Source organism: Phocaeicola salanitronis DSM 18170, assembly GCF_000190575.1.
Lineage (GTDB): Bacteria > Bacteroidota > Bacteroidia > Bacteroidales > Bacteroidaceae > Phocaeicola > Phocaeicola salanitronis.
This window is the reverse complement of sequence record NC_015164.1, coordinates 1,335,760-1,361,433: the sequence shown is the minus strand read 5'-3', so window position 1 is coordinate 1,361,433 and position 25,674 is coordinate 1,335,760. Positions and strand designations below refer to the sequence as shown.

The window sequence follows — 25,674 nt, the reverse complement described above, 5'->3', positions numbered from 1 at the left end:
ATATTCAAGTAAAATATAGCGAAAAGTGGATAACAACAGACAGAAAAATGTACAGACGGCAGCCGTTACCCTTTCCCCTCATGAGGAGAGCTGGAGAGGGGTTGGAGAGGGGCTGGAAGGTTTCGGCTTCATCGCCTACGCCAACTCCCGCGTTGAGAAACTGCAGGACGAGGGGCGTTACGATGCCGCAAACAAACTGAAAATGTATCTCAGGAAGTTCATCGCCTATTTAGGCAAGAACGAAGTGCCTTTCAAGGACTTTGACGCCCTGCTGATACGCAACTATCATACATGGCTGAAGAATCAGGAGTTAGGGCGCAATAGCATTTCCTTGTACATCCGGAACTTGAAACGGGTCTACCGCCTTGCCGTAGAAAGCGGACTGGCTGATGAATGCCATCCCTTCGAAGGCATGGACGTGAGTTACCGCGCCAAGAAAGAGAGGAACGGCCTGACGCTCGATGAGGTGAAACGCCTGCGTGATTTGGACTTGAGCGGCGAGCCACGGCAGGTTGTATTCGCCCGTGACATTTTCCTGTTCACAGTCTATACCAAGGGCATGAGGAGCGATGACATTTTCCGGTTGACCAGAAAGAATATCAAGAACGGACAGCTCACCTACCGCCAACACATCACCGGCAAGGAGATTTCCATTCCGTGGGAGCCGGCTCTGCAGGAGATTGCGGACCGCTACAAACAGGAAGGGACGACACGGCTTTTCCCTGTTATCACGGCAAAATCTCCGCACGAACAATGGAGACAATATGACAGCCTTCTGCACCGCATCAATTACAGCCTGAAGAAATTGGGCGAGACGATGGAACTTGGTTATCCGCTGAACCTTACCGTTGCCCGGCATTCGTGGCAGAACATGGTGAAGGGGATAAGGATAAGCGACATACTATAGAATGAAGAATTAAGAATGAAGTATAAGTTAGAAGTACCACGACGAGATAGACAAGCTTCACGAGCGGGAAGCCCCCCAGTTTGTCTGCATCATCAACGGCGGCAAGAACCTCATCGCCCCGAACGCGCAGCAGGCGGAACAGAACATACAGGATAGTACACCCGAAAAATGAATATATACTGCATCGGCAGTTGAATATATACTGCAACCGCCGATGAATATATACTGCAACTGCTGATGAATATATACTGCAACCGCCGATGCAGTATATATCCTTTAAAAAAGGAGAGATATAATTTTCATAAGCAACTGATTTTGTATTGAATCGCTTGCTTATGACAAAAGGAATCCCTATTTTTGCAGAAAAGGAGGATAATCATGGCAACCGCAATAAACATAAATGATTACAAGTTGGCAGATGCGTTTTGGACATTGCTGAAACCATTGAAACGGGAAGTGCGCCAGTTGTTGGCAAAGAGGCTGGATGAATCGTTGAAAGAGCAGGAATTGCCGGCAAAAGAAGTCAGCATGTCCGAAGCGGAACACTTTATACAAACATTATCTGTACATGGAGGGATGAAGGTTCCTGCCGATGAAAAAGGTATAGATGCTTTGTTAAAAGAAAAATATTGACCGATGAAAGTATATGTAGATACGAACTCCAATCAGCTATACCCGTTTATTCAGTAGCTGATTTGAAAGAAATTGTCAGCGATTCTATAGAATTATTGTAACCGTAAATAGTAAGCGTCCAAAACTGATGTATTGTCCAATCCGATAGATGTGCCTGCCTTCGTGCTGTCAACCTAAAAAGTTAATGAATATCCTGTCAACTTATAAACTCACAAACTCTAAACGTACCAACCTACAGCGTATGATAACCATCAAGAATACCGATTTTACGTCCAACGTCAGCTTGGCGGCCATGCTGATGGTACGCACCAAAGAATACATGCTGGACACCTGCAAGAAGCTCGACCTCTATGTCAGTCCGAACCTGAAAAAGGAAGAGACGGCACGCCGCATAGCACAAGAGATTCTCGACAATCCCCTTGCCGTGCTGTGCAGCCTGAGCAAAAGCGAACTTCAATTGGTGGATGAGTTTGTAAAGGCAGGTCCGAACCAATACATCACCAAGAAGATGCGTAAGACGCAATATAAATTGCAGAAATACTCTCTTATACTGACTTACGAGGACTTTGAAGCCAGTGAGTGGAAGATGCTGATGCCCGATAGCGTTCGCGAATCACTTGCCGTCAGCTTGCCTGCCATCCTGTCGATAGTAGAGAAAACAGGAAAAGCTCCGAAATACAAGGACTTGCGGATGTTGGCGTTTTTGAACTCATTGTAAAACTATTAATATGCCATCCGAAAAAATGAGATATATCTGTCAGCGTATGAAAGACAAATCACGTACTGACATCGAACTGACACCGCTGAAAGCGGAAATCGAATCCATATTCAATGAAAGCAACATCGATGAAGATTGCGACACCATCACAAGACTACTTTCACCTTATCGAAAAACGGTTCGTGAATCGCTCAGCTAAGGCAACTATGCCGAAGCCGTAACCGTTCTAATCGAAGTGCTCGAAAGCCTTACTTATCACTTCGTAAAAGACGAGCATTACAATTATTTCGATGACATGTACAATCCTGATTATGTTTGTCAGGATATGATGGAGGCAATCATCAGCTTTATCAAGAATGGGAATTTTCCCAATGTGGAGTTGCAGCGATTGAGAGACGGATTGGAGAAATTGAAGCATACAGAGGCATACGAAGATTATGGTGTGCCGTATGCTTTGGATGTATGGGAGAAGTTTCTTGCTTAAATGTTATTCGTGCCAATCAGGAGTTAAAAGGGAGTTATAGGCAGTTATCGCCCGCCAGTGCGGGCTGGGAGTTAGATGCCAATACCTTTTGCACCGCTTCTGTAGAGACGATGTGCACATCGTCTTTACTACGTGGCATATACAAAATGCACAAATAAATACCGCGTGAAGTATAACTCCTGAACGAAGTGATAACTCCTGTGGAACTTAACAACGTTTAACTCCCGATTCGCATTATTCATTGAAAAGCATGTCTCCAACACCAAAAACGGTTAATGGATGCCGCTCGCCACACGGCTCTTTCATTTACTTGTAGGGGCGGGGTCTGCCCGCCCGAAAACATCAACCGCTCTATGGGTGGACACATTCGGGCAGGCAACCCCTGCCCCTACAGGTAGTTGGCAAATGCGGACAATCCATTTAGCGTTTTAAATGAAAATGAATATCCGCATTTTACCTAATTGACTGTAGGGGCGTATCGCATACGCCCTGAAGACATCCGCGTGGATAAGTGGACGCATTCGGGCGTATGCGATACGCCCCTACATGGGATGTTTGCGGATATTCAATAAATGAAAGAGCCGTGCGCTCGCCAAAGAATAAAATACCGATAAATTTCTTTCCATTGGGAACTTCTAAAAGAACTTTCAAACCAAGACTTCCTTTCAGAAGCAAGACTGGTGGGCGGAACAGCATTGGCACTCCAGTATGGGCACCGTATGTCTGTAGATTTATCCACTACAAGATATTTTAGGATTTTATGCGTCGAAATATCCTGAATATTCCATTTTCCGCGCTTTAATGAGTCTGACCGATTTCGAAGATGCAGAAAACCAGTTCATGCCGAAAATGTTTACAAATGTGGCATGGGAAGATATAAAAGAAACCATTCGCAAAGAAGTCTCACGAATATCTTTATAGGTGAATTGTCAGTAAGGCATTGCTTTTGAAATGCCTTTCATTTTCCATCTTTTAATCATTCGCTTTTTGTGGCAAACACAGCAGAAAATAACAAGCGTATAGCCAAGAACATGAATACCATGCTCTCAATTGAGCATTCACTCTTATTAGCTTTATGGCTAAATCTTTAAAAGTCAACTACATTTTCAATATGCTGAATACGGTGACAGGCTTGCTGTTTCCGTTGATTACTTTCCCGTATGCTTCCCGCATCATGTTGGCGGATGGTATCGGGCAAGTGAATTTCTTTCAGTCTATCATTCAGTATATTACCCTGCTGACTTGCTTAGGCATTCCCATGTATGCCATACGCAAGATAGCCAGCGTGCGTGATGATGTTGCGAAAAGGAACAAAGTCGCCATAGAAATATTGCTGCTTCATGCTACTCTTAGCCTGATAGGCTATGTTATCGTAGCTTTATTGGCTGCATTTGTGTCAGACATACAAGTCAATATTCCGTTATTCCTAATTCTGAGCTTGACCATATTCTTTACAGCCATCGGTTGCGAATGGTTTTATCAGGGCATAGAAGATTTCAAGTATATCACCATCCGTGGACTGATAGTCAAAATAATAGCGGTTATCCTGCTATTTGTATTTGTCCGGACAAAAGAAGATATTTTATGGTATGCAGGCTATTTGGTATTCGGAATACTGGGAGGCAATATTTTCAACTTCATTCGTTTACGAAAATATATTTCTTGGAAAGACTTGCCGTTTAAGGAATTGCATCCATTGGTACATCTGAAGCCTGCGCTACATATCTTTGTACTAAATCTGGTCATCAGCCTGTATGTCAACCTGAACTCCATTATGCTCGGCTTTATGGCGGACAACACAAGCGTAGGATTGTTTACGGCTGCAACCAAATTGTCTCACGTACTGCTGAGTCTAGTAAGTGCATTGGGAACCGTCATGCTTCCCCGCCTTTCCAATCTAATATCTACAGGACAGAAAGAAAAGTTCAATGAGCTTGCACAAAAGTCCATTACGGTAGTCATGGCTCTTACGCTTCCCCTGACTGCCGGATTGATTATGATGGCAAAATACCTGATTCCTCTGTTTTGCGGAAACTCCTACGAACCGGCAATCTTGACCTTGCAAATCATTTCACCGATTATCATCATGATAGGTATATCCAATGTGTTAGGTATCCAAATCTTATATCCGCAAGGACAAGAAAATAAGGTAATCCTTTGTACGGCATTAGGCGCATTGGTCAATCTTGTCTTGAACATTTGGCTGATTCCCCGATATGCCCAAAACGGAGCTGCCATATCTACCTTATTGGCAGAAACAATGGTTACGGTTTCCATGATATTTATCGGAAAGAAGTACATTCCTATCCGATGGAAAAGCAAGTCTTTTGTGCATTATTTTGTGGCAACTTGCTGGATGACGTTGGCATTGCATTTTGCATCTGATTTATTCGGATCGGATATTGCCAATTTTATATTCGCTGTAATAATTGGAATGTTGGTGTATGGAATGTGGCTTCTTATCGTCCAAGAACAATTCTTATTTAATATATTAAAGAAAGTTCTTAAATAACACTGAAATAGCAATTTAAACTATCACTTATTTTATCTCACATTTAATTCTAAAATGGAATATATAATTATATTTTTCTTTTTAACCTTCTTCGCTTTCTTGGATATAAACAAACATATTCAATCAAAAGCCTTATATTTTATTGTCATTGTTGCTTTAATTTTATTTGCAGGATTGCGATATAAAGTAGGCATGGATTATAATATGTATAATGAGAATTTTACAAACTTAAAAGGAGAATCTATTAATGAACAAATTTTCAGCATAGAAGCATTATTTATTATTCTCTCCAATTTATGTAAAGACTTTTATATTCTACTTTTGTTTTATGCAATTATAGGCATTGGCATTAAGAGTTATGTCATTAGTAGGATGAAATATCCTTATTTATGTTTGCTCTTATATTTTGGTTTTTGTTTTCTATTATATGATATGGGAATAATAAGGCAAGGAGCAGCCTTAAGTATATGTTTATATAGCATTAAATATATCATAAAAAGAGATTTAAAGACGTTTTTACTACTGATTTTTTTTAGCACCATTTTCTTACATCGCACTTCGTGTTTTTTTGTATTGGCTTATTTCTTATTTGAAAAACAAATCAACAGAAAAATATTTTATTGCTTATTAGTAGTTTCAAGTATAATCGGATTTGTAGTATCTGCTGATTTTTTACATCGCATATTAGCAACTATGCCTACATATTTTAATAAATTCAGTTCAACAATTGATACATATCAACAAGATTACGTGCAATTAGGATTATCCCAATTTAGAAAATCGTTCTTAGCTATCTTTTTTTATGAGTGTTTAAGGCATTCCAAACAATATCATGGAGCCAATGGGTTATTACTGAATATGTATATTTTAGGTGTTTGCGCATCGTTGATTTTTATGCGATTTACAACCTTAAGTTCAAGAGGTACATATTATTATTGTATAACCGAAATTCTTTTATTTCCTATATGTATATACTACATGAAATTAAAGTTTTTTCGAAATATGACTTTCATTATTTTAGTTATATATTCATATTTATATATGTGTAGCATTATTTATTCTGACAATACATATTCATGGTTTAATCAAAAATATTTACCTTATAATTCAATTTTATACAAATGAAAGTTCTAATTTATGCATTTAAATCACAATTAGCTCCTATAGGAGGTCCTTTAGGCTATCTTTATAATTTAAAACAAGAAATTGACAAAAATCATGATGCCTCCATTGAATTTATTCAAGAAGATTTTAAATACGAAAGTTGGAAAAGAAAAATCAGAGACATACGTTGTACCAAATTAAGGACAATTCTAATACGACTCAAAAATATATATAAATACTGGCTACTAGTTTATGGCAGAAAGCATTATGCACAAACAAACCTTTCAAATTATGATGCTGTACATTTTCATTCTTCGCTAGATATGTATTCAGTAAGGGATTCTCTATCTGAATATACAGGTAAGGTCATATTTACATCTCATTCTCCAACTCTATTATCTTTTGAAATTTGGGATAAATCATCTTGGCTTGAAAAATTATTTTTACGCATATTCAGAAAATTAAAACAAATGGATACATATGCTTTTAATCGTGCGGATTATTTTATTTTTCCATGTCCAGAAGCAGAAGAACCATATTATCACGCATGGAAAGAGTATGCAGATTTCAAAAAAGAACATCAAGAAAAATATAGGTATCTGTTAACTGGAATAAGACCATGCAAGGTTAAAGACAACAGAGAAAATATATGTAAAAAATATAACATTCCATTAGATAGTTTCATTTTTTGTTATGTAGGGCGACATAACAGTATAAAAGGCTATGATTTGTTAAAAGAATATGCTAAAGAATTCTTATGTCAACATCATAATGTGTATTTTCTCATAGCAGGAAAAGAAGAGCCATATCAAAGACTTAAGAATGAACGATGGATTGAAGTGGGCTGGACAAATGATCCACATTCTCTTATAGCAGCATCAGACGCATTTATTTTACCAAATAGAGAAACTTACTTTGACTTAATTTTATTAGAAGTTTTGTCACTAGGAAAAATTGTTATTGCAAGTAGCACAGGGGGGAATAAACATTTTACCAATATTGAAAGTGTCTTTTTATATAACAGCAAACATGAAGCTTTAAATATCATGGATAATATTAGTAAGATGTCTCTTGCTAAACGAAAAAATCTAGAGATAATAAGCAAAAATACATTCGTCAATAACTATACCTGCGAAATCTTTTATGACAACTACAAACATATTTTAAATTCAATATCAGCCAACAACAAACAATAAAAAACAGCTATGAAAATGGTTTTCATCCAAGGCGGTTCACGCCTAAAAAAAGACAATAAGGGGAATTGGTATACGGACGGAAATTTTACACCTGAAGTTTGGGAAAGATATCTTTCTTGCTGTGATGAATTGACTGTTATCCTTCGAAAAGAAGACAAAGTGTACGATGTGGAATTTGCAGAAAAGAAATTTTGCCGTATGCTAATTGACTCAAGGTTGCGAATTATAGACTTACCTGATATAATCCGACCCAAAATGAGACTCTTAAACCCTATAACCAGAAAGAATATCCGAAAAATAATAGAATCAGAAGTGGCATCTGCTGACAAGGTCATTATCAGGTCATGCTCGCTATACACCTATATGACTTATAAAGCATGCTTGAAATATAATAAACCTTATTTAATGGAAGTAACGGGATTCGCTAAAGAAGGGATGACACACCACAGCCTCTTAGGACGAATACTGGCTGGTAAATTTGAGCAACTTACTAAAGAACTAACTTATAATGCAGAATGTGCAACGTATGTAACTCAAAAAGCTTTGCAAGAAAGATATCCATGTAAAGGAAAAATGTTAGGTTGTTCAGATGTACAACTTCCTGATCTCTCATCACAAGACAATTTGACAAACCGTTTGAAGAAGATCAATTCAAATTTAAACAAACCATTAAAAATAGGCACAGCGGCTTTCCTTGACGTTAAATGGAAAGGACAAGCCATTGTGATACGTGCTTTAAAATTATTAAAAGAAAACGGATATAGCAATATTGAATATGAGATGGTTGGACTCGGGACAGGAAAAGGGTTAAAGAACTTAGCAAAAAAACTTGGGGTAGAAAATCAAGTCAAAATAATAGGAGCTTGTCCTCATGATAAAATATTCGAATGGATGGATAGTATAGATGTTTATGTACAATCTAGCTATCAAGAAGGTTTATGTCGTTCTATTGTTGAAGCAATGAGCTGTGCTTGCCCTGTAATATGCAGCGATACTGGTGGAAATTATGAATTAATAGACAATGATTTTCTGTTTAGATGCGGAGATTCAAAAATGCTCTCTGAAAAATTGCTTAAGATGATGGATGTCAATATCCAAAAAGAGCAAGCTACTAAAAATTTTGAAGAAGCAAAAAATTATCAAAGTTTCATCCTAAATAAACGCAGAGAGGCATTCCTTAAAGAATTTATCCAAATAGAATAAACATTATTTCTATCAAATATCATGACAATCGAAAATTTTTATGAGGAAATTACTAAACTGACACCATATCAGTCTAGCAAAAATAATTTCAGAGACACCCTAAAAAGTGCATTAAATGAATATTATACTTTGCTAAGTAAACTTGATGAGGACATTCCCGTACAATGGGAACAAACGATTTTGAAAGTGAAAATGATTAATGATAAAATATTAAAAAATCGTAACCCTCTCACTACAAGGAAAACCTGCAGAAGCTTATAATGCATTAAATCTTTTCCTTCAAAAGGAAAAATTAGAGACAAAGCAAGAAAGAGAAGACCGTTCTTATTACAGAATGCGAGTCATAGATAACCAACGAACGGGAGTAAAATGTAAGGATTTATTTCATATTCCTTTAGAAATGCGTTCGATAGTGAAAACACAACGATATAGTACGCCAGGGTATCCATGCCTGTACATGGGTAATAGCGTATATGCATGTTGGGAAGAAATGGGCAGACCAACCATGCACAATTGTTGGTTCTCTCGTATTAAAACCACAAACGATATTAAGCTTTTGGATTTACGTGTTCCTTCAAAATCCAAGTTTAAAAATTTACCAATTCTTTGGGCAACATTATTCCCCATTATCATAGCTTGTATGATACCAGTAAAAGATACAACAGCGATTTTTAAACCTGAATATATTTTTCCACAATTGATACTCGAATGGATTATTAGTAACAAGAGTTATAACGGAATCTATTATAGTTCAACACATAAAAATACAGAGTTTGAATATCCTGACGATAAATCATATAACATTGTGATACCTGTTAGAAATCCTCTACAATCAAATGGTTTTTGCCCAAACTTAAAAAAGACCTTTCATATTTCATTTCCTATCAACTTTGAAATAGAGAATTTGAGAGATCCATTTCCCATAGATATGGGAATATATGAGATAAATGAGGATAATATGCCAGATGAGATACAACTAATATTAGATCCAGAAATCGAAGAAAGACCATACACAGCAGAGTATCTAAGAAGATTAATTTTATATGCTTTTTCTGATTTTGGACAAGTAGAACGCAGGTTACTTAGTCAGCCAGTTCGAACAGTAGAATAAATGATATTAGCATAAGCATACCTTTGAACCTAAAAATAACACTTTTATGATGAAAACGTGGAAGTGGATTACACTCTTATATATATTCCTTTTATTTTCTTGTACATCTGACATAGATGAGTTTTTCACATCAAAAGAGAATCTTTCACAGATAATAGCCCATCAAGGAAATTGGCAATGGGAAGGATGGAAACGAAATTCAATAGAAGCATTAAAATCTGCATTAGAAATGGGATTCTATGGATCGGAATGTGATGTAAGAATGACAAAAGATTCTGTTTTTGTCATAGAACATGATGATGATTATTATGGAATAAAAATCTCAGCAACAAACTATATTGATATAACAACTCAATTAATAGATGATGTCCATCTTGCAACACTGAATGAATTTTTTGACATAATTACTAATACCCCTCAATCATCTACCAAACTTATTTTGGATTTAAAACATGTAGATGTCAATCGTCTACTAACAGAAATTGAAAGAAGAGGATTAGAATCTAAAGTGGAATTCTTCTGCACTCGGACTTATATGGAAACATTAAGAGCTAGAGGGTATGCGCACGCTACATGGATATACGACCCAACCGTTACTCCGCAAGAAGCTGCTAAAGCAGGAATAAAAGGCGTTTCGTATCAGGAGAATTTTATACAATCAAATGGAAGGATAATGGAAGATATCAAAACATATAGATTGAAAGCTAATGTGTGGACTGTTAATAACAAAGAAAAGATTAAAGCATATATTCAAAAAGGGTTCATCGTAACTTCTGACAGACCGATACAAAGATGAAAAGTAAAATTCTTATAATTTATTTGCTTGCAAGTATTTCGTATTCTTTGCACGCCCAAATTAAAATAGGCATACGTGATAATAAATTTCCATATACAAGCTACACTTATAAAAACACATGGGGATTAAAGTTGGAAGAAAGTATATTTTCCGAAGATTTTGCTTATCAGTATATCAGAGGGTATCTGAATTATGCATCTACATGGAAAGATTTAGAAATAGAATTATCTCCTTACATAGGCACTCAATGGAACGGCAACTTTCAAGATTACGGAATGCTATGTACACTCCAATGCAAATTCAACCATAGGTTTTCAATATACGGAACATTGAATCCCCATAAAGATACTTCATGGGATTACATTACATGCTACGAAATAGGAAGTGCACTACAAATAACTGAAAACATAGGATTTACTCTAAGTTATCGCAACATACCTGAATATCGCATTGCAAGTAAAAAAATACGTATAGGAATGGTATTTTCGGAGAAACGGTTAACCATTATGCCATGTTTATCCATACCAACCGAAGATAACATAAAAAGCACTCGCCTTTTAATAAACTTTGAATGGACATTTAGAAAAAAAGAACAATGAAAAAAGTAATCACATACGGTACATACGATTTGCTTCATCAAGGGCATATCAATCTTTTAAAGCGTGCCAAGGCTTTGGGGGATTATCTGATAGTAGGTGTAACCAATGACAGTTTCGACCGGGATCGTGGCAAGCTGAATGTAAGGAATAATGTGTTAGAACGTGTAGAGGCAGTAAAAGCTACAGGATTGGCTGACCGGATTATCATTGAGGACTATATCGGACAAAAGATTGACGATATACAGAAATACAACATTGACATTTTTGCTATAGGATCGGACTGGGAAGGTAAATTCGATTACCTGAATGAGTTTTGCAAAGTCGTTTACTTGCCTCGAACGGAAGGCATTTCGTCTACACAATTACGGGCAGAATCGCAAGAAACGGTACGTGTGGGAATTGTAGGAACGGGACGAATTGCCCAACGCTTTGTAACGGAAGCCGATTTTGTAAACGGGGTGGAAGTAACGGCAGCATTTGACTTAGATTTTGGCAAGGCAGCCAACTTTGTGGTGCAGAAGAACATACCCGATGTGTACCGCACATATGAAAAGCTATTGGATGACGTGGATGCCGTATACATAGCCTCTCCTCACCTGACGCATTATGCCTACGCAAAACAAGCTTTACTGGCTCATAAGCATGTGCTTTGCGAAACTCCTATGGTGCTTAATGGAGATAAAGCACGTGAATTGTTCAAATTGGCAGAAAGTCAGGAAGTCGTATTGATGGAAGCAAATAAGACTGCCCATTGTCCGGCGTTCAATCACTTGATTGTCATGATAAAGAGCGGAGTGATTGGTGAGGTGGTGGATATAGAAGCTTCTCTATCCAAGCTGCTTGCGGACAAGTCCTTGCGTGAGTTTGACCCGAATCAAGCCGGTGGTTCAATGTATGAATTGGGGTCTTATCCCTTGCTGCCCATCATCAAGCTGTTAGGTATAGATTATGATAATCTGAATTACTATTCGAGAATGAAAGGCGGCATAGACATGTACACAAAAGGGGTGATGCGTTATCCCAAGGCTGTGTGTTCCTTTAAAGTCGGATTGGGAGTAAAAACCGAAGGAAATTTGGTCATCAGCGGGACGAAAGGTTATGCTTATGTACCTGCCCCATGGTGGAAAACGGATTACTTTGAATTGCGCTATGAAGACCAAAACGAAAACAAAAAGTTCTTTTACAAATGGGATAGCGCAGGTCTGCGCTACGAAATTCAAGAATTTATTTCCTGCATTTACAATCACCGGTTCAGCACGGCAAGACTACGGAGAAAAGAAAGCATCGCCATGGCAGATATCATGCAGCAATTTACGGAACGGAAAAACTTTATGGAAATATGAAACGGATTTTAATCGTAGGCGGTGCCAACGGCATTGGACTAAGCATCGCTACAGAAATGGCAAAGCGGCATACATGTGAGAAAATTTATATTGTAGACAAAGCACCATTAGTCGAGGAATACAAGCAGAAGAAAATAGAAAGTTATGAATTTGATTTGACTGAATTGGATTATACTTTCTTCGACCGCTTTGATGATATTGACGCATTGATGATAACAGCCGGATTTGGGAACTTGTCTTTATTTCGTGATATAGACGAACAACAAATCATTGCATCGTTCAATGTGAACGCGATTGCAGCATTACGCCTTATCAAGCATTTCTATTCAAAGATAGAGAATAAGAAAGACTTTTATTGTGGCGTTATGGTGAGCATTGCCGGATTTATGTCTTCTCCTTTTTTCTCTGTTTATGCCGCAACAAAGGCAGCTTTAAAAATTTTCATAGAAAGTGTAAATGTAGAATTGAAAAAAGCCGGCACTACGAATCGGATTCTGAATGTAAGTCCGGGTTCATTAAAAGGGACAAGCTTTAATCATGGGAAAACTGATTTAACCGTGACCGCTCCAATGGCACAAACTATCATTCAACATTTGGAAAACAAAGATGACCTTTTCATTCCCCAATATGAAGAAATCTTTAAGCACGTATTAGAACGATATCATCAGGATTTTCGTGCGGAAGGCATTCATTCGTATGAGTATAAACTGAAAAGCGGACGCGTAAATGTTATTCCTAAGCAAAATTAGACATTTATTTAATAAAACATTAATTAAGCGAATCGGGAGTTAAACGTAGTTATGTTTCACAGGAGTTATCACTTCGTTCAGGAGTTAAAGGCCAATAGTCCTGCTTCTGCAAACAGTGCAGGAGGTATTGGCATCTAACTCCCAGCCCACCAAGTGGGCGATAACTCCTTATAACTCCCTTTTAACTCCTGATTGGCATTAATTATCAAAAAAAGCATCATTATGAAAAAATTTATTTCCCCCTTGCATTTTTATCAGAATACTCCTCTTTGGAAACGGAAAAAAGACCCACTACTAACTCGTTTATTTTATAGACCATTATCTTTTATCTTATCTAGCGTAGTTGCTTATTTAGGAATTAGTGCTAATACAGTTTCTTACAGTTCTATTTTTATTGCACTGCTCAGTTTCATCTTTTTCATTATTCCGAATTATACATGTACGCTAATTGCAGCCATTCTAGTTAATGTATGGTTGTTAATGGATTGTATAGACGGTAATTTGGCGCGTTGCGTACGAAAACAAGCCTATGGCGAATTTGCAGATAGTTTAGGTTCGTATGCTTTAGTCGCATTAATGGGGTTAGGAATGGGTATTTCTGTATATTATGCAGGTGGATATTATTTTCAAACAGGAGATATTACAATCGTTATATTAGGAGCCATAGCATCTATTTCTGATACATTTTCCCGATTAACTTACCAAAAATTCAAAACGGTTTCATATGATTTGCATAAAACTGGAATCATCCCTGAAATCGAAGACAAAAGACGTGATCCTAATCAATCTACCTCTTTCCAAGTTAAAGTGGAAAATGAATTAGGCATAGGCGGATTATTACCAGCTTTCGTTTTAATAGGTACTATTTTTCATTTTCTAGACATTGTCGTAATATATTGTTTCTGCTTTTATGGAGCATCCTGTTTGGCTGTATTACTCATATATACAAAGAGAGCTATAAAATCTGCCAAAGCATATCCTATGAATACAAAATAGTCCCAAAGAGCACTAGAAACAAAAGTTAAACAACGTAGAACTGAATGTATAGCGATATTTTCTTTTCCTCAATTCCTTGCCATTCTCGAAATAAAACCGTTACTTTGTACTAAGTAACTAAAATTGGACAAATATGGCAGAGATAATTGTAACGGTCAGCGACAATTCATTGCTCCCCATGCTGGAAAAGGCGATTGGTCTTTTAAAGGGGGTAACCAGAGTGTCTGTACGGAAAGAAAATGCTAAAGCGAAAGTTTCTTCTACGGATAATTTGCCCGAAGACATTCGCAGTTTAATAGGTATCGCTTCGGGTATCGATTCGCAAGAGATAGAATCGGACGAAAGATTATCGTATCTGTTAAATAAGTAAGATGAGAATCTTTATTGATACGAATGTGTTGATTGACCTTCTATGCGAGCGTGAAGGTTACGAACAGTCAGGGCATATTTTGGCTTTGAGCGATAATCCTCAATGTGCCCTTTACACGTCTGTCCTCTCAATAGCAAACTTGGCATACATCTTGCGGAAAACATTGAAAGGCAAAGCATTGTATCAATCATTGAACAAACTATCCAATCGCTTGAACATTTCTCCGATGACGCAAGAATCCTTTGAAAGAGCTTTATTGTTAGAAGCTTCCGACTTTGAAGATGCGTTACAATATTACAGTGCCTTGCAAGCTGATTGTGAAGTAATTGTCACTCGCAATAAGAAAGACTTCAAATTCAGCGAGATTACAGTATCTTCTCCCGATGAATTCTTAGTGCAATTCTTGCCATTCTCGAAATAAAACCTTCAAAAACATTTTTAATACACCTATATCCGTAAGCCTCCGAAGCTATGTCCGCAGGCCTACGGACTTAGCTTCATGCCCTGCCGCATATAAAATACATTTCTAAATATACGGTTCTTTAGTTTTGAGTTTCAAATCTATAAATGTCTTTCCATGCTTCAACTTAAAAACTAAAGAACTCACAAACTAATAAACTCTTTATTTTTTATGGACCAACGAATTACTGTCCTGCACATCGCCGAATGTGCGGGAGGGGTGGAACGTTATTTGCAGATGCTCTTGCCACACTTCGTAAATAATTCCCAAAATGAAGAAAGGAGGGCGGCATGAAGGTGCTTCATATTGCCGAACCGTTTGCTACAGGCGTGTTGAGTTTCCTTATGGATATCACTAAACGGCAAGCAGACGACCATGAGGTCTACATTGCGTATGGCATACGCCCATTAACCCCCTCAAATGTAGAGACCCTGTTCGATAAGCGTATCCATCTGATTAAGGTTGATAGTTTCAAAGGGGCATTGGGCACAGTCGTTAACCCGAAAGCATATCTGGATGTGTATAGGCTTTATAATCAAATCAAGCCGGACATTGTACATCTGCACTCTTCCGCTTCGGGCTTTGTTGGGCGTTGGGCAATTCCTTGCAACAAGACAAGAGTCTTTTATACGCCTCATGGATTTTCATTTTTAATGCAAGACAGCTCTGCTTTAAAAAGGAAGATTTTCTGGTCATTGGAATATCTGTCAGCCAAGCGGAGATCAAGGATTATCGCTTGTAGCAAAGGGGAATGCAAAGAAGCCTTAAAGTTGTCAAAGAACAGCACGTACGTGAACAATGGCATTAACCTTGAAGAATTGAAACCGCTCCTTGCGGAAACTACTGCAACATTCCATAAGCCCATAACTGTCTGTACAAGCGGCAGAATATTGTATCAGAAAAACCCTACTCTGTTTAACCATATTGCACAACTGTTGCCAGATATCCGTTTTGTATGGATAGGAGAAGGGGAACTGAAATCAGAATTAACGGCTCCAAACATTGAAATAACCGGATGGATAACACGTGAAAAGGCATTGGAGGCGGTCTGTTCTGCTGACTTTTTTATTTTACCGTCCTTATGGGAGGGGCTTCCCATCTCTTTGCTCGAAGCCATGTTTCTTAAAAGGATATGCCTGGTAAGCGACGTAATAGGGAACCGGGATGTCATCCGTACAGGTAAAAATGGATTTATCTGTAATAAGGCGGAAGATTATGCATCTGTCATCACGCATATAATAAAAGGAGAAATTGACGGAATAAGTATAGCAGGGCAAGCCTCAAAAGACGTGGAAACGAATTACAATGCCGCAACAATGGCAGATAAATATGAAGAAATTTATCGTCAACCTATAAAATAAGGAGCACAATCATGAACTATTTTATCACCGGAGGTACCGGATTTATCGGTACTCACCTCACCAATCTTTTGAAAGAAGTACATCCTGAAGCGAACATTTATAATCTGGACATTGTGGAACCGGGCACTCCGCTTCCTGCCGTAAAAGGATATTATCATTCGCCATTGAAGGAAGGAGAAACCTTAGCGTCCAAGTTTATTTATTGCGATGTGCGCAAGCCTATCGAACTGGACGTGCCTGTATCGAGTGAAGACATCATCTTTAACTTTGCTGCGGTACACCGCACGCCGGGACATCCCGACCATGAGTATTTTGAAACCAATACCCGTGGGGCAGAAAATGTATGCGCGTTTGCAGAAAAGCACGGAATCAAGAAAATAGTTTTCACTAGTTCGATAGCTCCGTATGGTGCTGCTGAAGCATTGAAAGAAGAAACCACTTTGCCTACACCCAATACACCTTACGGCATCTCGAAGCTGGTAGCGGAAAAGATTCATCAGATATGGCAGGCAAAGGATAGCGATAACAGGCAGCTGACCATTGTGCGTCCGGGTGTGGTGTTCGGAAAAGGCGAGAACGGGAACTTCACCCGGCTGTATTGGGGTATCCGCAAGCATACGTTTGCTTATCCAGGACGTAAGGATACCATTAAGGCATGCATTTATGTGAAAGAACTGGTACGCTTCATGCTGTATCGACTGGAACATCACGAGCAAGGAGTGGAATTGTATAACTGCTGTTACGAACCGGCTTATACAATAGAACACATTGTACAGGCAATGAAGAAGATGACGGGATTGAAACAATATGTTCCCTACATTCCCAATGCCTTGATCATGCCTGCTGCATATATGGCTCAATGTTTAGGCAGTCCCATGGGCATCTGCCCTGCACGGGTGAAGAAGCTCCAGATATCCACGAACATCTGTGGCAAGAAACTCGCAGCTTCGGGTTATCCTTTTCATTACACGTTTGAAGAAGCTATTGCTGACTGGTTTGCAGACAATGACAAATTATGTTTGGAGTAAACAATGAAACTATATGCAACGTTACGATTACTTGATAGTTGGCGCCGGATTATTCGGCTCCGTATTTGCCTACAAAGCTACACAAGAAGGAAAGAAATGCCTGGTCATCGACCGCCGACCGCATTTGGGAGGAAACTTATATTGTGAAAACACTGAAGGAATCAATGTACACAAATATGGAGCACATATCTTTCACACCTCGAACAAGCGGGTCTGGGATTTTGCCAACTCCATCGTAGAGTTCAACCGTTATACCAATTCGCCCGTGGCAAACTATAAAGGTAAACTTTATAACCTGCCTTTCAACATGAACACGTTTTACCAGATGTGGGGAGTGACTACACCTGCCGAAGCTCAGGAAAAACTGGAAGAACAACGGGCAGAGGCGGTAGCACGGATGAAAGAACAAGGCATAAGCGAACCGCGCAACCTGGAAGAACAGGCACAACTGCTGATAGGAAAAGACATTTACGAAACACTTATCAAAGGCTATACCGAAAAACAATGGGGACGGAAATGCACCGACCTGCCAGCATTCATCATCAAACGCCTACCGGTGCGCATGGTTTTCGACAACAACTATTTCAACGACAAATACCAAGGCATCCCCATCGGCGGATACAACGTGCTGATAGAACGGCTGCTGAAAGGAACTGACACCCGCCTGGACTGCGATTTCTTCGCCCACAGGCAAGAACTGGAAGCACTGGCAGACAAGATTGTATTTACCGGTGCCATCGATGAGTATTACGGATATAGATTCGGCAAACTGGAATACCGCACGGTGCGGTTTGAGACGGAAACGTTGGACACGCCGAATTACCAGGGCAATGCGGTGGTGAACTACACCGAACGGGAAGTGCCCTACACACGCGTCATCGAGCACAAGCATTTCGAAATGTTCGGTGCGGAAGTGTACCAATCCCCGAAAACGGTCATTTCGAAAGAGTACAGTTCGGAATGGACCGAGGGCAGCGAACCTTATTATCCGGTGAATGACGAGAAGAACAATGCACTCTACTTGAAATACAAAGAGCTGGCAGGCAAGGAAACGAACGTTATCTTCGGCGGACGGCTGGCAGAATATAAATATTACGACATGCACCACATCGTGGAAAAAGCATTGTGTTATTTTGAATGACGTAAGATTCCGATACCGGAGAAGCAATGGTTCAAAATGGCGAATGGTCCAATCATGCAATTTCCCAGTGACTTTTGTTATCGCATTCCGTTTAAACAATGGCAAATGGGAAATAAATGAAAATGATGCAGAAATAGATATAGATATTTCAGTTTTCCTTGTGCTGTAAAAGTGAAAGCTTTAGAAGCTGTTTTGAATTTATCGTGCGCTGATTTGGGATGAGTTTTTGAGGCATTTCCGCTTCTGTGATGAGGAAGATAGCGGGCTATCTGACGAAGAACAGGAGCGAAAAGGACCAAAAAATCGCCCAAAGCACACACGAAAACGGATACATCAAGCCAAGAAAAACTTTTTGGAGAAATTCAAAACAGCTTCTTAGAAACTTCATCATATACAAATTTGTGAATCTCCCCAAGTATTCCTATTTTTGTAAACAGACAAATTGGTGGGTTTGTAATTCTTAGTTCCTATGTTTGTAATGTGCTAGCGAAAGATAGCACATTACAAACATAGGAACTGAATATCCTTTACTACAGTTTTCAGCGATTCATAGCAGTTGTCATAGCGGGAGATAGTAGATGGCTGGTATTCCTATCCGATAAGAGAGCGCCAGTCATCAATACACTTTTTCATTGTTTCTACAACCCAATGCCGTTCCTCCTTTTCTTCAGCCTGCTCTTGCGGATGAAGAACAAACTTTGGCTATTGCGCTTCGCAAAACACATATTACTTTGGTTATAAGCTTCATGCCGTCTGCGGGTTAAGTGGAGTAATTCATTCCTATGACTTGTCAAAGGCGAGTGTACATGACCTCAATTACATGAAAGACGTGAAACTGGAATATCATGATTGCAGCATGTATGGAGACAAAGGCTATATCGGGGCTGACGTACAGCTTGACCTCTTTGAAACTGCACATATCCGGTTGGAATGTCCCTACCGGCTGAACCAAAAGGATTGGAAACCGACTTTCATTCCCTTTGCAAAAGCACGCAAGAGGATTGAAACGATATTTTCTCAATTGTCAGGCCAGTTCCTGGTCATCAGGAACTATGCTAAGATAACAAACGGTTTGTTTGCCAGAATCATTGGCAAAATTAGTGCGCTGACCGTGTTGCAATACGTCAACTATATTAATAACAAACCTATTGGCAGAATTAAGTATGCACTAAATTAATTCCGCCAACGGGTGGGGCATTAATTATGTATACCAAATCATCCAATACATTTTCCTTTAGCCGTTTAGAAATGCAATAATAAATGCTATATGAAAAAATACGTCACAACAGCTCAGAAGAGTTCGGAGTGGGAGCCGAGACGAAGAAATTTGATGATGTTCTCTTCTTCGTCAATCCAAATGAGAAGGAAGTCATTCTCGACATGGCACTCCCAGCATCCGTTATAGTTCCCTGTAAGCTTGTGCATCCGGTATTTAGAAGGGAGAGGCACTTCGTCTTGCAAGAATTCTAGCACACGCTTTACGTTCAGAATGCGTTGCGGGTTGTTCTGAATGCGTTTCAAGTCTTTTTTGAAACGGCTTGTAAGCTCCAGTTCTTTCATAACGACGAAACGTATTCTTCAAACCGGTTCAAATCCAGCTTTTCCAGCTTCTTTCCCGAACGTGCCTCTTCGATGGCTTCCATGGTCTCAGGGTTCGGACGGTTTTCAAGAGCTTCGTACAGAAGCACTTCTACAATGTTGTTCAAACTGCGGTGCTCGCGCTTGGCTTCCGCCTTCAGGCGTTCGAGCAAAGAGGTGTCAAGGCGAAAGGCGGTCTGTTTTCTTTCTGTTACGGTATTCATAAGCATGTATGTTGTGTCAGTATGCAAATGTATAACAAATATATAACACATGCAAAGGAATCGGGTTAAAAAACAAAACAATATAAGGTTATGAAGAAGATACGTTACAACAGTTGGATAGCCAACCATTTGCTGTTCAAGGGGTACAGCACGATAACTATTGCGGCATGGGTCTGCACGAGGTATAAAGGTAAAGAGGAGATGCCGCAAAGAGTGCGCAACCACGAATGCACGCACGCAAGGCAGTGGTGCGAGTGTATATTGGCAAGCGGGGTCATTATATGGATACTGGTTTTGCTTGCAGGAATATCCGCATGGTGGTTCGCCCTTTCGTTCGGGATGTTCTATATCCTCTATGCGCTGGAATGGCTCGTGAAGCTGTGCTTCTACGGTACGGAAGCCTACCGGAACATCAGCTTCGAGCGGGAAGCCAACGCAGGGGAGGACAATGAGACCTACCTTGAGAACTCAGGGTATTTCGAGTGGATAAAATTTATTCGGAAAGCCAAATAAAGAATGGTTGGGGGGAGAAAGAAAAAGCCCCCGGCCTTGTCAATAGTCATCTCACCTACATATTAACGCATAACGCCATAAGAGCGCGACCGGGGGCGAATACCCTCTGCCGTTCTTATGGCGTTATACGTATGTAAGTGAGATCGATGCAAAGATAACTAAAATTCCAATTATGACAACATTTGATGTGATATGTTTTAACCAAGAGTTGATGGATCGTATGAATAAACTTGGAATCAAGCTAAACGACACCCAGTATATAGAATTATATAAAGAATACAGCCGTATGCTTGAAAATAATGAGAAAACAACTTATATCGTCCGTGCACTGTCCGAAAGATATAATGTGTCTGAACGTAATGTGTACAAGATAATCAAGCGGTTTAAAAAGCGCTGCATACCAGATGCAGTATAATTCCTTGCTTTTATTTGTTTGATGTGTGGCGTAACAAGTAGCTTTGCACAATATAAACAAACAGCAAAGTATGAAAGAATATTTATCGGCTCCGTTACCTTTTGTGGGGCAGAAAAGAATGTTTGCATCAGAATTCAAGAAGATTCTGAAACAATATCCGGATGATGCGGTCTATGTGGATTTATTTGGAGGATCGGGATTGTTGTCCCATATCACCAAACGTGAAAAACCTGATGCCACAGTTATTTATAACGACTATGACAATTATTGCAAGCGTTTGAAAAACATACCAAGAACCAACCAGTTGTTGTCTGATTTCAGGCAAATAGCGGCTGGACTGCCAAGGAACAAACTAATTCCAAAGGAAGTCCAAATGAAAATATACGGGCGTATCGAGAAAGAAGAAAAGATATGGGGTTATGTGGACTATATCACCCTATCCTCATCGTTGTTATTCTCCATGAAATACAAGACGAGCCTTGAAGGGTAAGCATTCGATAAACTACAGTCATTAAATATCTATATAATGATAGCGACTGTTACTATTGGATTCATAGTGACAGTCGCTATAGTTTTGTTGAACCTGTATGTTGACGTTGTGGTTAGTTGGCGGATTCTACAGTTTGTTTGGTCAACAGGCTCTCCGGATGTTGCAGTTTCCATTTGTGCGGAAGAAGGTTAAGCAGTTCCTCATCAGCGGACTTCTTATGATACGGCATTTGGGCAATGATATCCTTCAGGTAATCCCTTGGGTTCACATCGTGTGCCTTGCAGGTGGCCAGCAGGGAACAGATTACAGACATGTTAACGGCAGCCTCGTGATTACCGCAGAAGAGATAGTTCTTGCGCCCCAAAGCAATTGGCCGGATGGCATTTTCCGCCAGGTTGTTGTCCAAAAGCAGGCGTCCGTCCTCCAGGCATCTCATCATGTTGTCCCATCGGGTATAGGCATACGAGACAGCTTTGCCGATTAGCGATTGGGGACTGTATTTGATGCCTTCCGTTTCCATCCACGTCTTCATGGCCTCCATGATTGGGCGTGTCAGTTCCCGGCGTTTCGCTTTGCGTCCGTCGAACGACAAGCCCGCCTTATCGCAGCAGTGCTCAATCCTGTACATGTACTGTATCTGGGCCAGCCCATATTCGGCTTCCTTTTTGTTTTCACCCAAGGCATGCTCAAAATCACGGCGGATATGCGCCATGCAATTGACCAGCCGCACGTCGGGGTTGGTCTTGAAGGCTGTCTCATAGCCTGCAAAACCGTCGCATTGAAGGTATCCTTTGAAGCGGTATTGGCTTGCCAGTGATTCGATGACTGATCCGGCCCGGGATCCCATGTCATAATGGAAGATGACCAGTTTTTCCATGACAGACCTGACCATCCAGAGGTATTCCTTTTCCGCCTTGTGCTTTCCTCTGTTGATGACCGGGATGGTGGTCTCGTCCGCCTGCACATAGTCGCAAGAGAAGACCTCTTTCTTAAGCGACTCATACAGGGGCTTCAGCAGTTCTACCGTCTTCTTGAACCATCCGTCCAGCGTGCTTTCCGTAAGGCCTTTCAGCCCGAGATGCCTGTATTGCCGTATCTGACGGTAGAACGGGACGTGGTATTCATACTTCTGAAGCAGTATCTCGGCAAGCAGGCTGGTATCAGCGATGCACTTGTCAACAGGCATCAGCGGCATGGGGGCAATCTCCACTCCTTTCTGTCCAGCCGGAGGAAGCATGGTGCTGTCCTTGAGTGCATATTTGGGACGGATGATTTCCTTGACGTAAAGCATGCCCGGCTTGTGTTTGACGACTTTTGTTATCTCTTCGCCTATTCTACGGTATAAAGACAGGTCAACACCTGTCGGTTCTATTGTCTCGGTCTCCAGTACGGGTAAGTCCTCTATCTATTTTTCGGTTCTGACGATTCTGCTTCCGTACTTCCGCCGATTCCTTTTCAATCTTCCCAACGGCTTCGTCGCGCTTTTCTCCGCCTGATGTTGGAGTCCGGCAAACTCGTCTGCAAAAAGATCGGGGATATTAGGGTCATATGCGCGAAGCTTCTCCGATTTACGCCCAAAGAGCTGACGGTTCAGCCATGCGACCTGAGCCGTCAGCTCCTTGATGCGCGCCTGCAGTTTTTCATTCTGCTCAGCCTGTTTTTTATTAGTGGCAGACAATGAAGCAATAGAGGCATTCAGCCCTTCTATCGTCTTGAGTAATATAGCTTTTTCATCCATTGCCTGTCTCTTTTTTACTGATGTAAAGATACTAATTATTAATGGATTATACAATAATACCAGCACTTTTTTCAATAAAAGACATGTCATACATGGTACTCCTTACGCTCTGCCCTGAGCCGCCGGAGCCTCTGCCCCGGGCTTTCCTGAATGCCCTCGACCATCATTACCAGGTCACGCCATTCCATGGGATAACTGTCTGATTCCGGGTCGTATTCCGGCAGTTTGAAGCGTCCGGCCTCCAGCCGTTTGACGTACATCACCATGCCGCCGTCTTCCGCATGAAGCAGCTTCATAAGCCTGCGGTTGGAGCCGATGAAGATGAAGACATCGCCGTTCTTCACCTCACTTTTCATCTTTTCATGCACCACCCCGCACAGCGAACTGATGCCCTTGCGCATGTCCGTCCTGCCGGGACACAGGAAGTAGCGCATCGTGTCGTTCAAGTTAAACATGGCCCTCCTGCAGACTTTGGTTCAACACTTCCATCAACAGCTTCTCTGAGCCGCTTCCAAAGTGGGCACGGAGCCCGTTGGGAAACAACAAGGACACGCCGTAAGGAGCCTGTTCATCCAAGGACAATTCTGCTGTTGGCCGTTTGATATTGATCGGAGCCAGCTCTTGTTTGATACTGTCTTTCTCGGCAGAGTATTTCTTTTGCCAATAGTGATAGGTGGAATAACTCACTCCTATCTGTCGTAGGTACGACTTCAATGACAGGCCGCTTTGTTGCACCTGCATTTCTAATTCTTCAAATCCAGTTCTGTTCATTGCTATTCGGTTTGATTGTTATGTGGGGCAAAATTACAATCAAACTATAGGGCATGCAATGTGTATTTCTTAGAATGCTTACCTTGAAGGACTGAAAAAGGAATCACTTTATAATCATATCCGAAAGTCAGGGTATCAGCTGCCGGGTGATTATTTGGATGGACTGATTGTTACACACGAGGATTATAAGGATGTATTCAACCGGTATAAAGAGATTCCGAATACTGTATTTCTTGTGGATCCGCCTTACTTGAGCACAGATGTAGGTACTTATACAATGAATTGGAAGCTGGCGGATTATTTGGACGTGCTGACTATCCTGCAAGCTCATCCTTTTATTTACTTCACATCAAACAAGTCCCAGATACTTGAGCTTTGCGATTGGATGGGGAAACATCCTGGTATGGGCAATCCATTCCAAAATGCCGCTATTGCCACCTTTAACGCACGCATGAATTATAATGCGTTTTACACAGACATGATGTTGTATACGCATACAGTATGACACCCCATTACTCATTTAATAAACATTTAAATATTGATTAAAATGAACGGAAAGAACAAATACCATTGCATTTTAGAAAAAATAGTATGTTCCGGAAAGACACAGACTAACCGGAAAGGGAACATCCGTTATCTTTTAAACGAACGCTTAGACTTGACACCGGCTGACCTGCTGGAGATTTTCGAAGGACACAACTTGGCACGCAAAAAATTAAAGAGCGAGCTGGAACTGTTCACACGAGGCGAACGAAACGTGGACAGATACCGCGAAGCAGGGATAACATGGTGGGACTATTGCGGAAAAACATTAGTCAACAGTTATCCGACCTACCTTGAAAGACTTCCCCCGCTTATTGATAGGATCAACCGGGAAAAGCGAAACAGTAAAAACTATGTGCTTTTCCTTGGTGAAACTGGGGTTGAAAGCAACCAGGCACCCTGCCTAAGCCTTGTACAATTCCAAATAGAAGACGGTGAATTGGTCATTTCTGCTTACCAGCGCAGTTCAGATGCCAATCTGGGCTTGCCGGCTGACATCTATCATCTTTACTCAATAGCACGCCAGATAGAGTTACCGTTAAAATCCATCACACTGACTTTCGGCAATGTCCATGTCTATGAAAATAATATAGAAAACACATACCGCCTCTTATCTGGTGAAGAAGGAATCCGCTTCGAATTGAATGTATGAAAACATACATATTCCCGCCTTTTATTTGATGTAAAATTA

General features: G+C 40.3%; 32 protein-coding genes and 3 pseudogenes. 29 read left to right on the top strand and 6 right to left on the bottom strand.

Translation table 11 applies throughout. From position 1 onward, the window contains the following. Window positions 1-25 precede the first annotated feature (25 nt). The 24 genes and pseudogenes from BACSA_RS06110 to BACSA_RS06005 all read left to right on the top strand — a co-directional run. Window positions 26-907, top strand: coding sequence for a tyrosine-type recombinase/integrase (locus tag BACSA_RS06110; RefSeq protein ID WP_052305970.1), 882 nt, complete (start codon window positions 26-28; stop codon window positions 905-907). Window positions 908-1,285: 378 nt separating this feature from the next. Then, on the top strand, window positions 1,286-1,540 hold the full coding sequence (locus BACSA_RS06105) for a hypothetical protein (protein ID WP_013617230.1): 255 nt from the start codon (window positions 1,286-1,288) through the stop codon (window positions 1,538-1,540). 241 nt (window positions 1,541-1,781) lie between these two features. Further along, a complete protein-coding gene (locus BACSA_RS06100; RefSeq protein ID WP_041584258.1) occupies window positions 1,782-2,258 on the top strand; it encodes a hypothetical protein in 477 nt (158 codons plus the stop codon). A gap of 46 nt (window positions 2,259-2,304) precedes the next feature. Beyond that, complete coding sequence (locus BACSA_RS20550) at window positions 2,305-2,457, top strand: hypothetical protein (RefSeq protein ID WP_245546586.1); 153 nt, start codon at window positions 2,305-2,307, stop codon at window positions 2,455-2,457. A gap of 36 nt (window positions 2,458-2,493) precedes the next feature. Continuing rightward, the gene (locus BACSA_RS20545) at window positions 2,494-2,742 is read left to right on the top strand and encodes a hypothetical protein (RefSeq protein WP_013617227.1); all 249 of its coding nucleotides are present in this window, start codon (window positions 2,494-2,496) and stop codon (window positions 2,740-2,742) included. Window positions 2,743-3,422: 680 nt separating this feature from the next. Continuing rightward, window positions 3,423-3,521, top strand: coding sequence for a hypothetical protein (locus BACSA_RS20540; protein ID WP_245546585.1), 99 nt, complete (start codon window positions 3,423-3,425; stop codon window positions 3,519-3,521). A gap of 296 nt (window positions 3,522-3,817) precedes the next feature. Next, window positions 3,818-5,254: a flippase gene (locus tag BACSA_RS06085; protein WP_013617226.1), complete on the top strand. Its 1,437-nt coding sequence runs from the start codon at window positions 3,818-3,820 to the stop codon at window positions 5,252-5,254. Window positions 5,255-5,308: 54 nt separating this feature from the next. After that, window positions 5,309-6,379 (top strand): EpsG family protein, encoded by a 1,071-nt coding sequence (locus tag BACSA_RS20845; RefSeq protein WP_013617225.1) that lies wholly within the window; start codon window positions 5,309-5,311, stop codon window positions 6,377-6,379. Beyond that, on the top strand, window positions 6,376-7,554 hold the full coding sequence (locus BACSA_RS06075) for a glycosyltransferase family 4 protein (RefSeq protein WP_013617224.1): 1,179 nt from the start codon (window positions 6,376-6,378) through the stop codon (window positions 7,552-7,554). Before BACSA_RS20845 ends, BACSA_RS06075 begins: the two co-directional genes overlap by 4 nt. Window positions 7,555-7,569: 15 nt before the next feature. Then, window positions 7,570-8,757 (top strand): glycosyltransferase, encoded by a 1,188-nt coding sequence (locus BACSA_RS06070; protein ID WP_169311438.1) that lies wholly within the window; start codon window positions 7,570-7,572, stop codon window positions 8,755-8,757. Between the two features lie 21 nt (window positions 8,758-8,778). Then, window positions 8,779-9,018: a hypothetical protein gene (locus tag BACSA_RS06065; RefSeq protein WP_041583909.1), complete on the top strand. Its 240-nt coding sequence runs from the start codon at window positions 8,779-8,781 to the stop codon at window positions 9,016-9,018. Between the two features lie 196 nt (window positions 9,019-9,214). After that, window positions 9,215-9,868, top strand: coding sequence for a hypothetical protein (locus BACSA_RS06060; protein ID WP_169311437.1), 654 nt, complete (start codon window positions 9,215-9,217; stop codon window positions 9,866-9,868). Between the two features lie 46 nt (window positions 9,869-9,914). Next, window positions 9,915-10,664 (top strand): glycerophosphodiester phosphodiesterase family protein, encoded by a 750-nt coding sequence (locus BACSA_RS06055; RefSeq protein WP_013617222.1) that lies wholly within the window; start codon window positions 9,915-9,917, stop codon window positions 10,662-10,664. Continuing rightward, window positions 10,661-11,263, top strand: a complete 603-nt coding sequence (locus tag BACSA_RS06050) for a hypothetical protein (protein WP_013617221.1) — start codon at window positions 10,661-10,663, stop codon at window positions 11,261-11,263. The genes BACSA_RS06055 and BACSA_RS06050 overlap by 4 nt, the downstream gene beginning before the upstream one ends. Then, window positions 11,260-12,606, top strand: coding sequence for a Gfo/Idh/MocA family oxidoreductase (locus tag BACSA_RS06045; protein ID WP_013617220.1), 1,347 nt, complete (start codon window positions 11,260-11,262; stop codon window positions 12,604-12,606). The genes BACSA_RS06050 and BACSA_RS06045 overlap by 4 nt, the downstream gene beginning before the upstream one ends. Further along, complete coding sequence (locus tag BACSA_RS06040; protein ID WP_013617219.1) at window positions 12,603-13,355, top strand: SDR family NAD(P)-dependent oxidoreductase; 753 nt, start codon at window positions 12,603-12,605, stop codon at window positions 13,353-13,355. The genes BACSA_RS06045 and BACSA_RS06040 overlap by 4 nt, the downstream gene beginning before the upstream one ends. A gap of 222 nt (window positions 13,356-13,577) precedes the next feature. Continuing rightward, a complete protein-coding gene (locus tag BACSA_RS06035; RefSeq protein ID WP_013617218.1) occupies window positions 13,578-14,351 on the top strand; it encodes a CDP-alcohol phosphatidyltransferase family protein in 774 nt (257 codons plus the stop codon). A gap of 133 nt (window positions 14,352-14,484) precedes the next feature. Continuing rightward, window positions 14,485-14,721, top strand: coding sequence for a hypothetical protein (locus BACSA_RS06030; RefSeq protein ID WP_013617217.1), 237 nt, complete (start codon window positions 14,485-14,487; stop codon window positions 14,719-14,721). 1 nt (window position 14,722) lies between these two features. Then, window positions 14,723-15,142 (top strand): type II toxin-antitoxin system VapC family toxin, encoded by a 420-nt coding sequence (locus tag BACSA_RS06025; RefSeq protein ID WP_013617216.1) that lies wholly within the window; start codon window positions 14,723-14,725, stop codon window positions 15,140-15,142. A 210-nt stretch (window positions 15,143-15,352) separates the two neighbouring features. Then, window positions 15,353-15,475, top strand: a complete 123-nt coding sequence (locus BACSA_RS20730; RefSeq protein WP_013617215.1) for a hypothetical protein — start codon at window positions 15,353-15,355, stop codon at window positions 15,473-15,475. Next, window positions 15,472-16,542, top strand: a complete 1,071-nt coding sequence (locus tag BACSA_RS06020; protein ID WP_013617214.1) for a glycosyltransferase — start codon at window positions 15,472-15,474, stop codon at window positions 16,540-16,542. The genes BACSA_RS20730 and BACSA_RS06020 overlap by 4 nt, the downstream gene beginning before the upstream one ends. Before the next feature lie 11 nt (window positions 16,543-16,553). Beyond that, the gene (locus BACSA_RS06015) at window positions 16,554-17,570 is read left to right on the top strand and encodes an NAD-dependent epimerase/dehydratase family protein (RefSeq protein ID WP_013617213.1); all 1,017 of its coding nucleotides are present in this window, start codon (window positions 16,554-16,556) and stop codon (window positions 17,568-17,570) included. A 13-nt stretch (window positions 17,571-17,583) separates the two neighbouring features. After that, complete coding sequence (glf, locus tag BACSA_RS06010) at window positions 17,584-18,711, top strand: UDP-galactopyranose mutase (RefSeq protein WP_013617212.1); 1,128 nt, start codon at window positions 17,584-17,586, stop codon at window positions 18,709-18,711. Window positions 18,712-19,411: 700 nt separating this feature from the next. After that, a pseudogene (locus BACSA_RS06005) lies at window positions 19,412-19,888 on the top strand (IS982 family transposase); the annotation flags it as partial. A gap of 113 nt (window positions 19,889-20,001) precedes the next feature. On the opposite strand, the gene BACSA_RS06000 reads toward BACSA_RS06005, so the two are convergent. Then, window positions 20,002-20,271 carry a type II toxin-antitoxin system RelE/ParE family toxin gene (locus tag BACSA_RS06000; protein WP_013617211.1) on the bottom strand — a complete coding sequence of 90 codons (270 nt, stop codon included), beginning with the start codon at window positions 20,269-20,271 and terminating at the stop codon, window positions 20,002-20,004. After that, entirely contained in the window at window positions 20,268-20,513 is a 246-nt protein-coding gene (locus BACSA_RS05995) for a hypothetical protein (RefSeq protein ID WP_013617210.1), read from the bottom strand. Before BACSA_RS05995 ends, BACSA_RS06000 begins: the two co-directional genes overlap by 4 nt. A gap of 90 nt (window positions 20,514-20,603) precedes the next feature. Here BACSA_RS05995 and BACSA_RS05990 point away from each other — a divergent pair, with 90 nt between their 5' ends. The 3 genes and pseudogenes from BACSA_RS05990 to BACSA_RS05980 all read left to right on the top strand — a co-directional run. Further along, a complete protein-coding gene (locus BACSA_RS05990) occupies window positions 20,604-21,026 on the top strand; it encodes a hypothetical protein (protein ID WP_013617209.1) in 423 nt (140 codons plus the stop codon). A gap of 172 nt (window positions 21,027-21,198) precedes the next feature. Continuing rightward, the gene (locus tag BACSA_RS05985) at window positions 21,199-21,441 is read left to right on the top strand and encodes a hypothetical protein (protein ID WP_013617208.1); all 243 of its coding nucleotides are present in this window, start codon (window positions 21,199-21,201) and stop codon (window positions 21,439-21,441) included. A gap of 70 nt (window positions 21,442-21,511) precedes the next feature. After that, a pseudogene (locus tag BACSA_RS05980) lies at window positions 21,512-21,928 on the top strand (DNA adenine methylase); the annotation flags it as partial. 115 nt (window positions 21,929-22,043) lie between these two features. Here BACSA_RS05980 and tnpC read toward each other — a convergent pair. The 4 genes from tnpC to tnpA all read right to left on the bottom strand — a co-directional run bounded on the left by tnpC (window position 22,044) and on the right by tnpA (window position 24,440). After that, window positions 22,044-23,282 carry an IS66 family transposase gene (gene tnpC / locus BACSA_RS05975; protein WP_394358880.1) on the bottom strand — a complete coding sequence of 413 codons (1,239 nt, stop codon included), beginning with the start codon at window positions 23,280-23,282 and terminating at the stop codon, window positions 22,044-22,046. Between the two features lie 54 nt (window positions 23,283-23,336). Next, window positions 23,337-23,669, bottom strand: a complete 333-nt coding sequence (locus tag BACSA_RS20840) for an IS66 family transposase (RefSeq protein WP_144005189.1) — start codon at window positions 23,667-23,669, stop codon at window positions 23,337-23,339. Between the two features lie 86 nt (window positions 23,670-23,755). Beyond that, the gene (tnpB, locus tag BACSA_RS05970; RefSeq protein WP_013616133.1) at window positions 23,756-24,124 is read right to left on the bottom strand and encodes an IS66 family insertion sequence element accessory protein TnpB; all 369 of its coding nucleotides are present in this window, start codon (window positions 24,122-24,124) and stop codon (window positions 23,756-23,758) included. After that, window positions 24,117-24,440 carry an IS66 family insertion sequence element accessory protein TnpA gene (gene tnpA / locus BACSA_RS05965; protein ID WP_013616134.1) on the bottom strand — a complete coding sequence of 108 codons (324 nt, stop codon included), beginning with the start codon at window positions 24,438-24,440 and terminating at the stop codon, window positions 24,117-24,119. Before tnpA ends, tnpB begins: the two co-directional genes overlap by 8 nt. An 82-nt stretch (window positions 24,441-24,522) precedes the next feature. Here tnpA and BACSA_RS05960 point away from each other — a divergent pair. Then, a pseudogene (locus tag BACSA_RS05960) lies at window positions 24,523-24,945 on the top strand (DNA adenine methylase); the annotation flags it as partial. 42 nt (window positions 24,946-24,987) lie between these two features. Next, complete coding sequence (locus BACSA_RS05955; protein ID WP_013617206.1) at window positions 24,988-25,635, top strand: thymidylate synthase; 648 nt, start codon at window positions 24,988-24,990, stop codon at window positions 25,633-25,635. The last annotated feature ends 39 nt before the right edge of the window (window positions 25,636-25,674 follow it).

Coding starts and splice junctions, on each gene's coding strand:
- BACSA_RS06105 (WP_013617230.1), top strand. CDS start 1,286: ATGGCAACCGCAATAAACATAAATGATTACAAGTTGGCAGATGCGTTT.
- BACSA_RS06100 (WP_041584258.1), top strand. CDS start 1,782: ATGATAACCATCAAGAATACCGATTTTACGTCCAACGTCAGCTTGGCG.
- BACSA_RS20550 (WP_245546586.1), top strand. CDS start 2,305: ATGAAAGACAAATCACGTACTGACATCGAACTGACACCGCTGAAAGCG.
- BACSA_RS06085 (WP_013617226.1), top strand. CDS start 3,818: ATGGCTAAATCTTTAAAAGTCAACTACATTTTCAATATGCTGAATACG.
- BACSA_RS20845 (WP_013617225.1), top strand. CDS start 5,309: ATGGAATATATAATTATATTTTTCTTTTTAACCTTCTTCGCTTTCTTG.
- BACSA_RS06075 (WP_013617224.1), top strand. CDS start 6,376: ATGAAAGTTCTAATTTATGCATTTAAATCACAATTAGCTCCTATAGGA.
- BACSA_RS06070 (WP_169311438.1), top strand. CDS start 7,570: ATGGTTTTCATCCAAGGCGGTTCACGCCTAAAAAAAGACAATAAGGGG.
- BACSA_RS06065 (WP_041583909.1), top strand. CDS start 8,779: ATGACAATCGAAAATTTTTATGAGGAAATTACTAAACTGACACCATAT.
- BACSA_RS06060 (WP_169311437.1), top strand. CDS start 9,215: ATGGGTAATAGCGTATATGCATGTTGGGAAGAAATGGGCAGACCAACC.
- BACSA_RS06055 (WP_013617222.1), top strand. CDS start 9,915: ATGATGAAAACGTGGAAGTGGATTACACTCTTATATATATTCCTTTTA.
- BACSA_RS06050 (WP_013617221.1), top strand. CDS start 10,661: ATGAAAAGTAAAATTCTTATAATTTATTTGCTTGCAAGTATTTCGTAT.
- BACSA_RS06045 (WP_013617220.1), top strand. CDS start 11,260: ATGAAAAAAGTAATCACATACGGTACATACGATTTGCTTCATCAAGGG.
- BACSA_RS06040 (WP_013617219.1), top strand. CDS start 12,603: ATGAAACGGATTTTAATCGTAGGCGGTGCCAACGGCATTGGACTAAGC.
- BACSA_RS06035 (WP_013617218.1), top strand. CDS start 13,578: ATGAAAAAATTTATTTCCCCCTTGCATTTTTATCAGAATACTCCTCTT.
- BACSA_RS06030 (WP_013617217.1), top strand. CDS start 14,485: ATGGCAGAGATAATTGTAACGGTCAGCGACAATTCATTGCTCCCCATG.
- BACSA_RS06025 (WP_013617216.1), top strand. CDS start 14,723: ATGAGAATCTTTATTGATACGAATGTGTTGATTGACCTTCTATGCGAG.
- BACSA_RS20730 (WP_013617215.1), top strand. CDS start 15,353: ATGGACCAACGAATTACTGTCCTGCACATCGCCGAATGTGCGGGAGGG.
- BACSA_RS06020 (WP_013617214.1), top strand. CDS start 15,472: ATGAAGGTGCTTCATATTGCCGAACCGTTTGCTACAGGCGTGTTGAGT.
- BACSA_RS06015 (WP_013617213.1), top strand. CDS start 16,554: ATGAACTATTTTATCACCGGAGGTACCGGATTTATCGGTACTCACCTC.
- glf (WP_013617212.1), top strand. CDS start 17,584: ATGCAACGTTACGATTACTTGATAGTTGGCGCCGGATTATTCGGCTCC.
- BACSA_RS06000 (WP_013617211.1), bottom strand. CDS start 20,271: ATGAAAGAACTGGAGCTTACAAGCCGTTTCAAAAAAGACTTGAAACGC.
- BACSA_RS05995 (WP_013617210.1), bottom strand. CDS start 20,513: ATGAATACCGTAACAGAAAGAAAACAGACCGCCTTTCGCCTTGACACC.
- BACSA_RS05990 (WP_013617209.1), top strand. CDS start 20,604: ATGAAGAAGATACGTTACAACAGTTGGATAGCCAACCATTTGCTGTTC.
- BACSA_RS05985 (WP_013617208.1), top strand. CDS start 21,199: ATGACAACATTTGATGTGATATGTTTTAACCAAGAGTTGATGGATCGT.
- BACSA_RS20840 (WP_144005189.1), bottom strand. CDS start 23,669: ATGGATGAAAAAGCTATATTACTCAAGACGATAGAAGGGCTGAATGCC.
- tnpB (WP_013616133.1), bottom strand. CDS start 24,124: ATGTTTAACTTGAACGACACGATGCGCTACTTCCTGTGTCCCGGCAGG.
- tnpA (WP_013616134.1), bottom strand. CDS start 24,440: ATGAACAGAACTGGATTTGAAGAATTAGAAATGCAGGTGCAACAAAGC.
- BACSA_RS05955 (WP_013617206.1), top strand. CDS start 24,988: ATGAACGGAAAGAACAAATACCATTGCATTTTAGAAAAAATAGTATGT.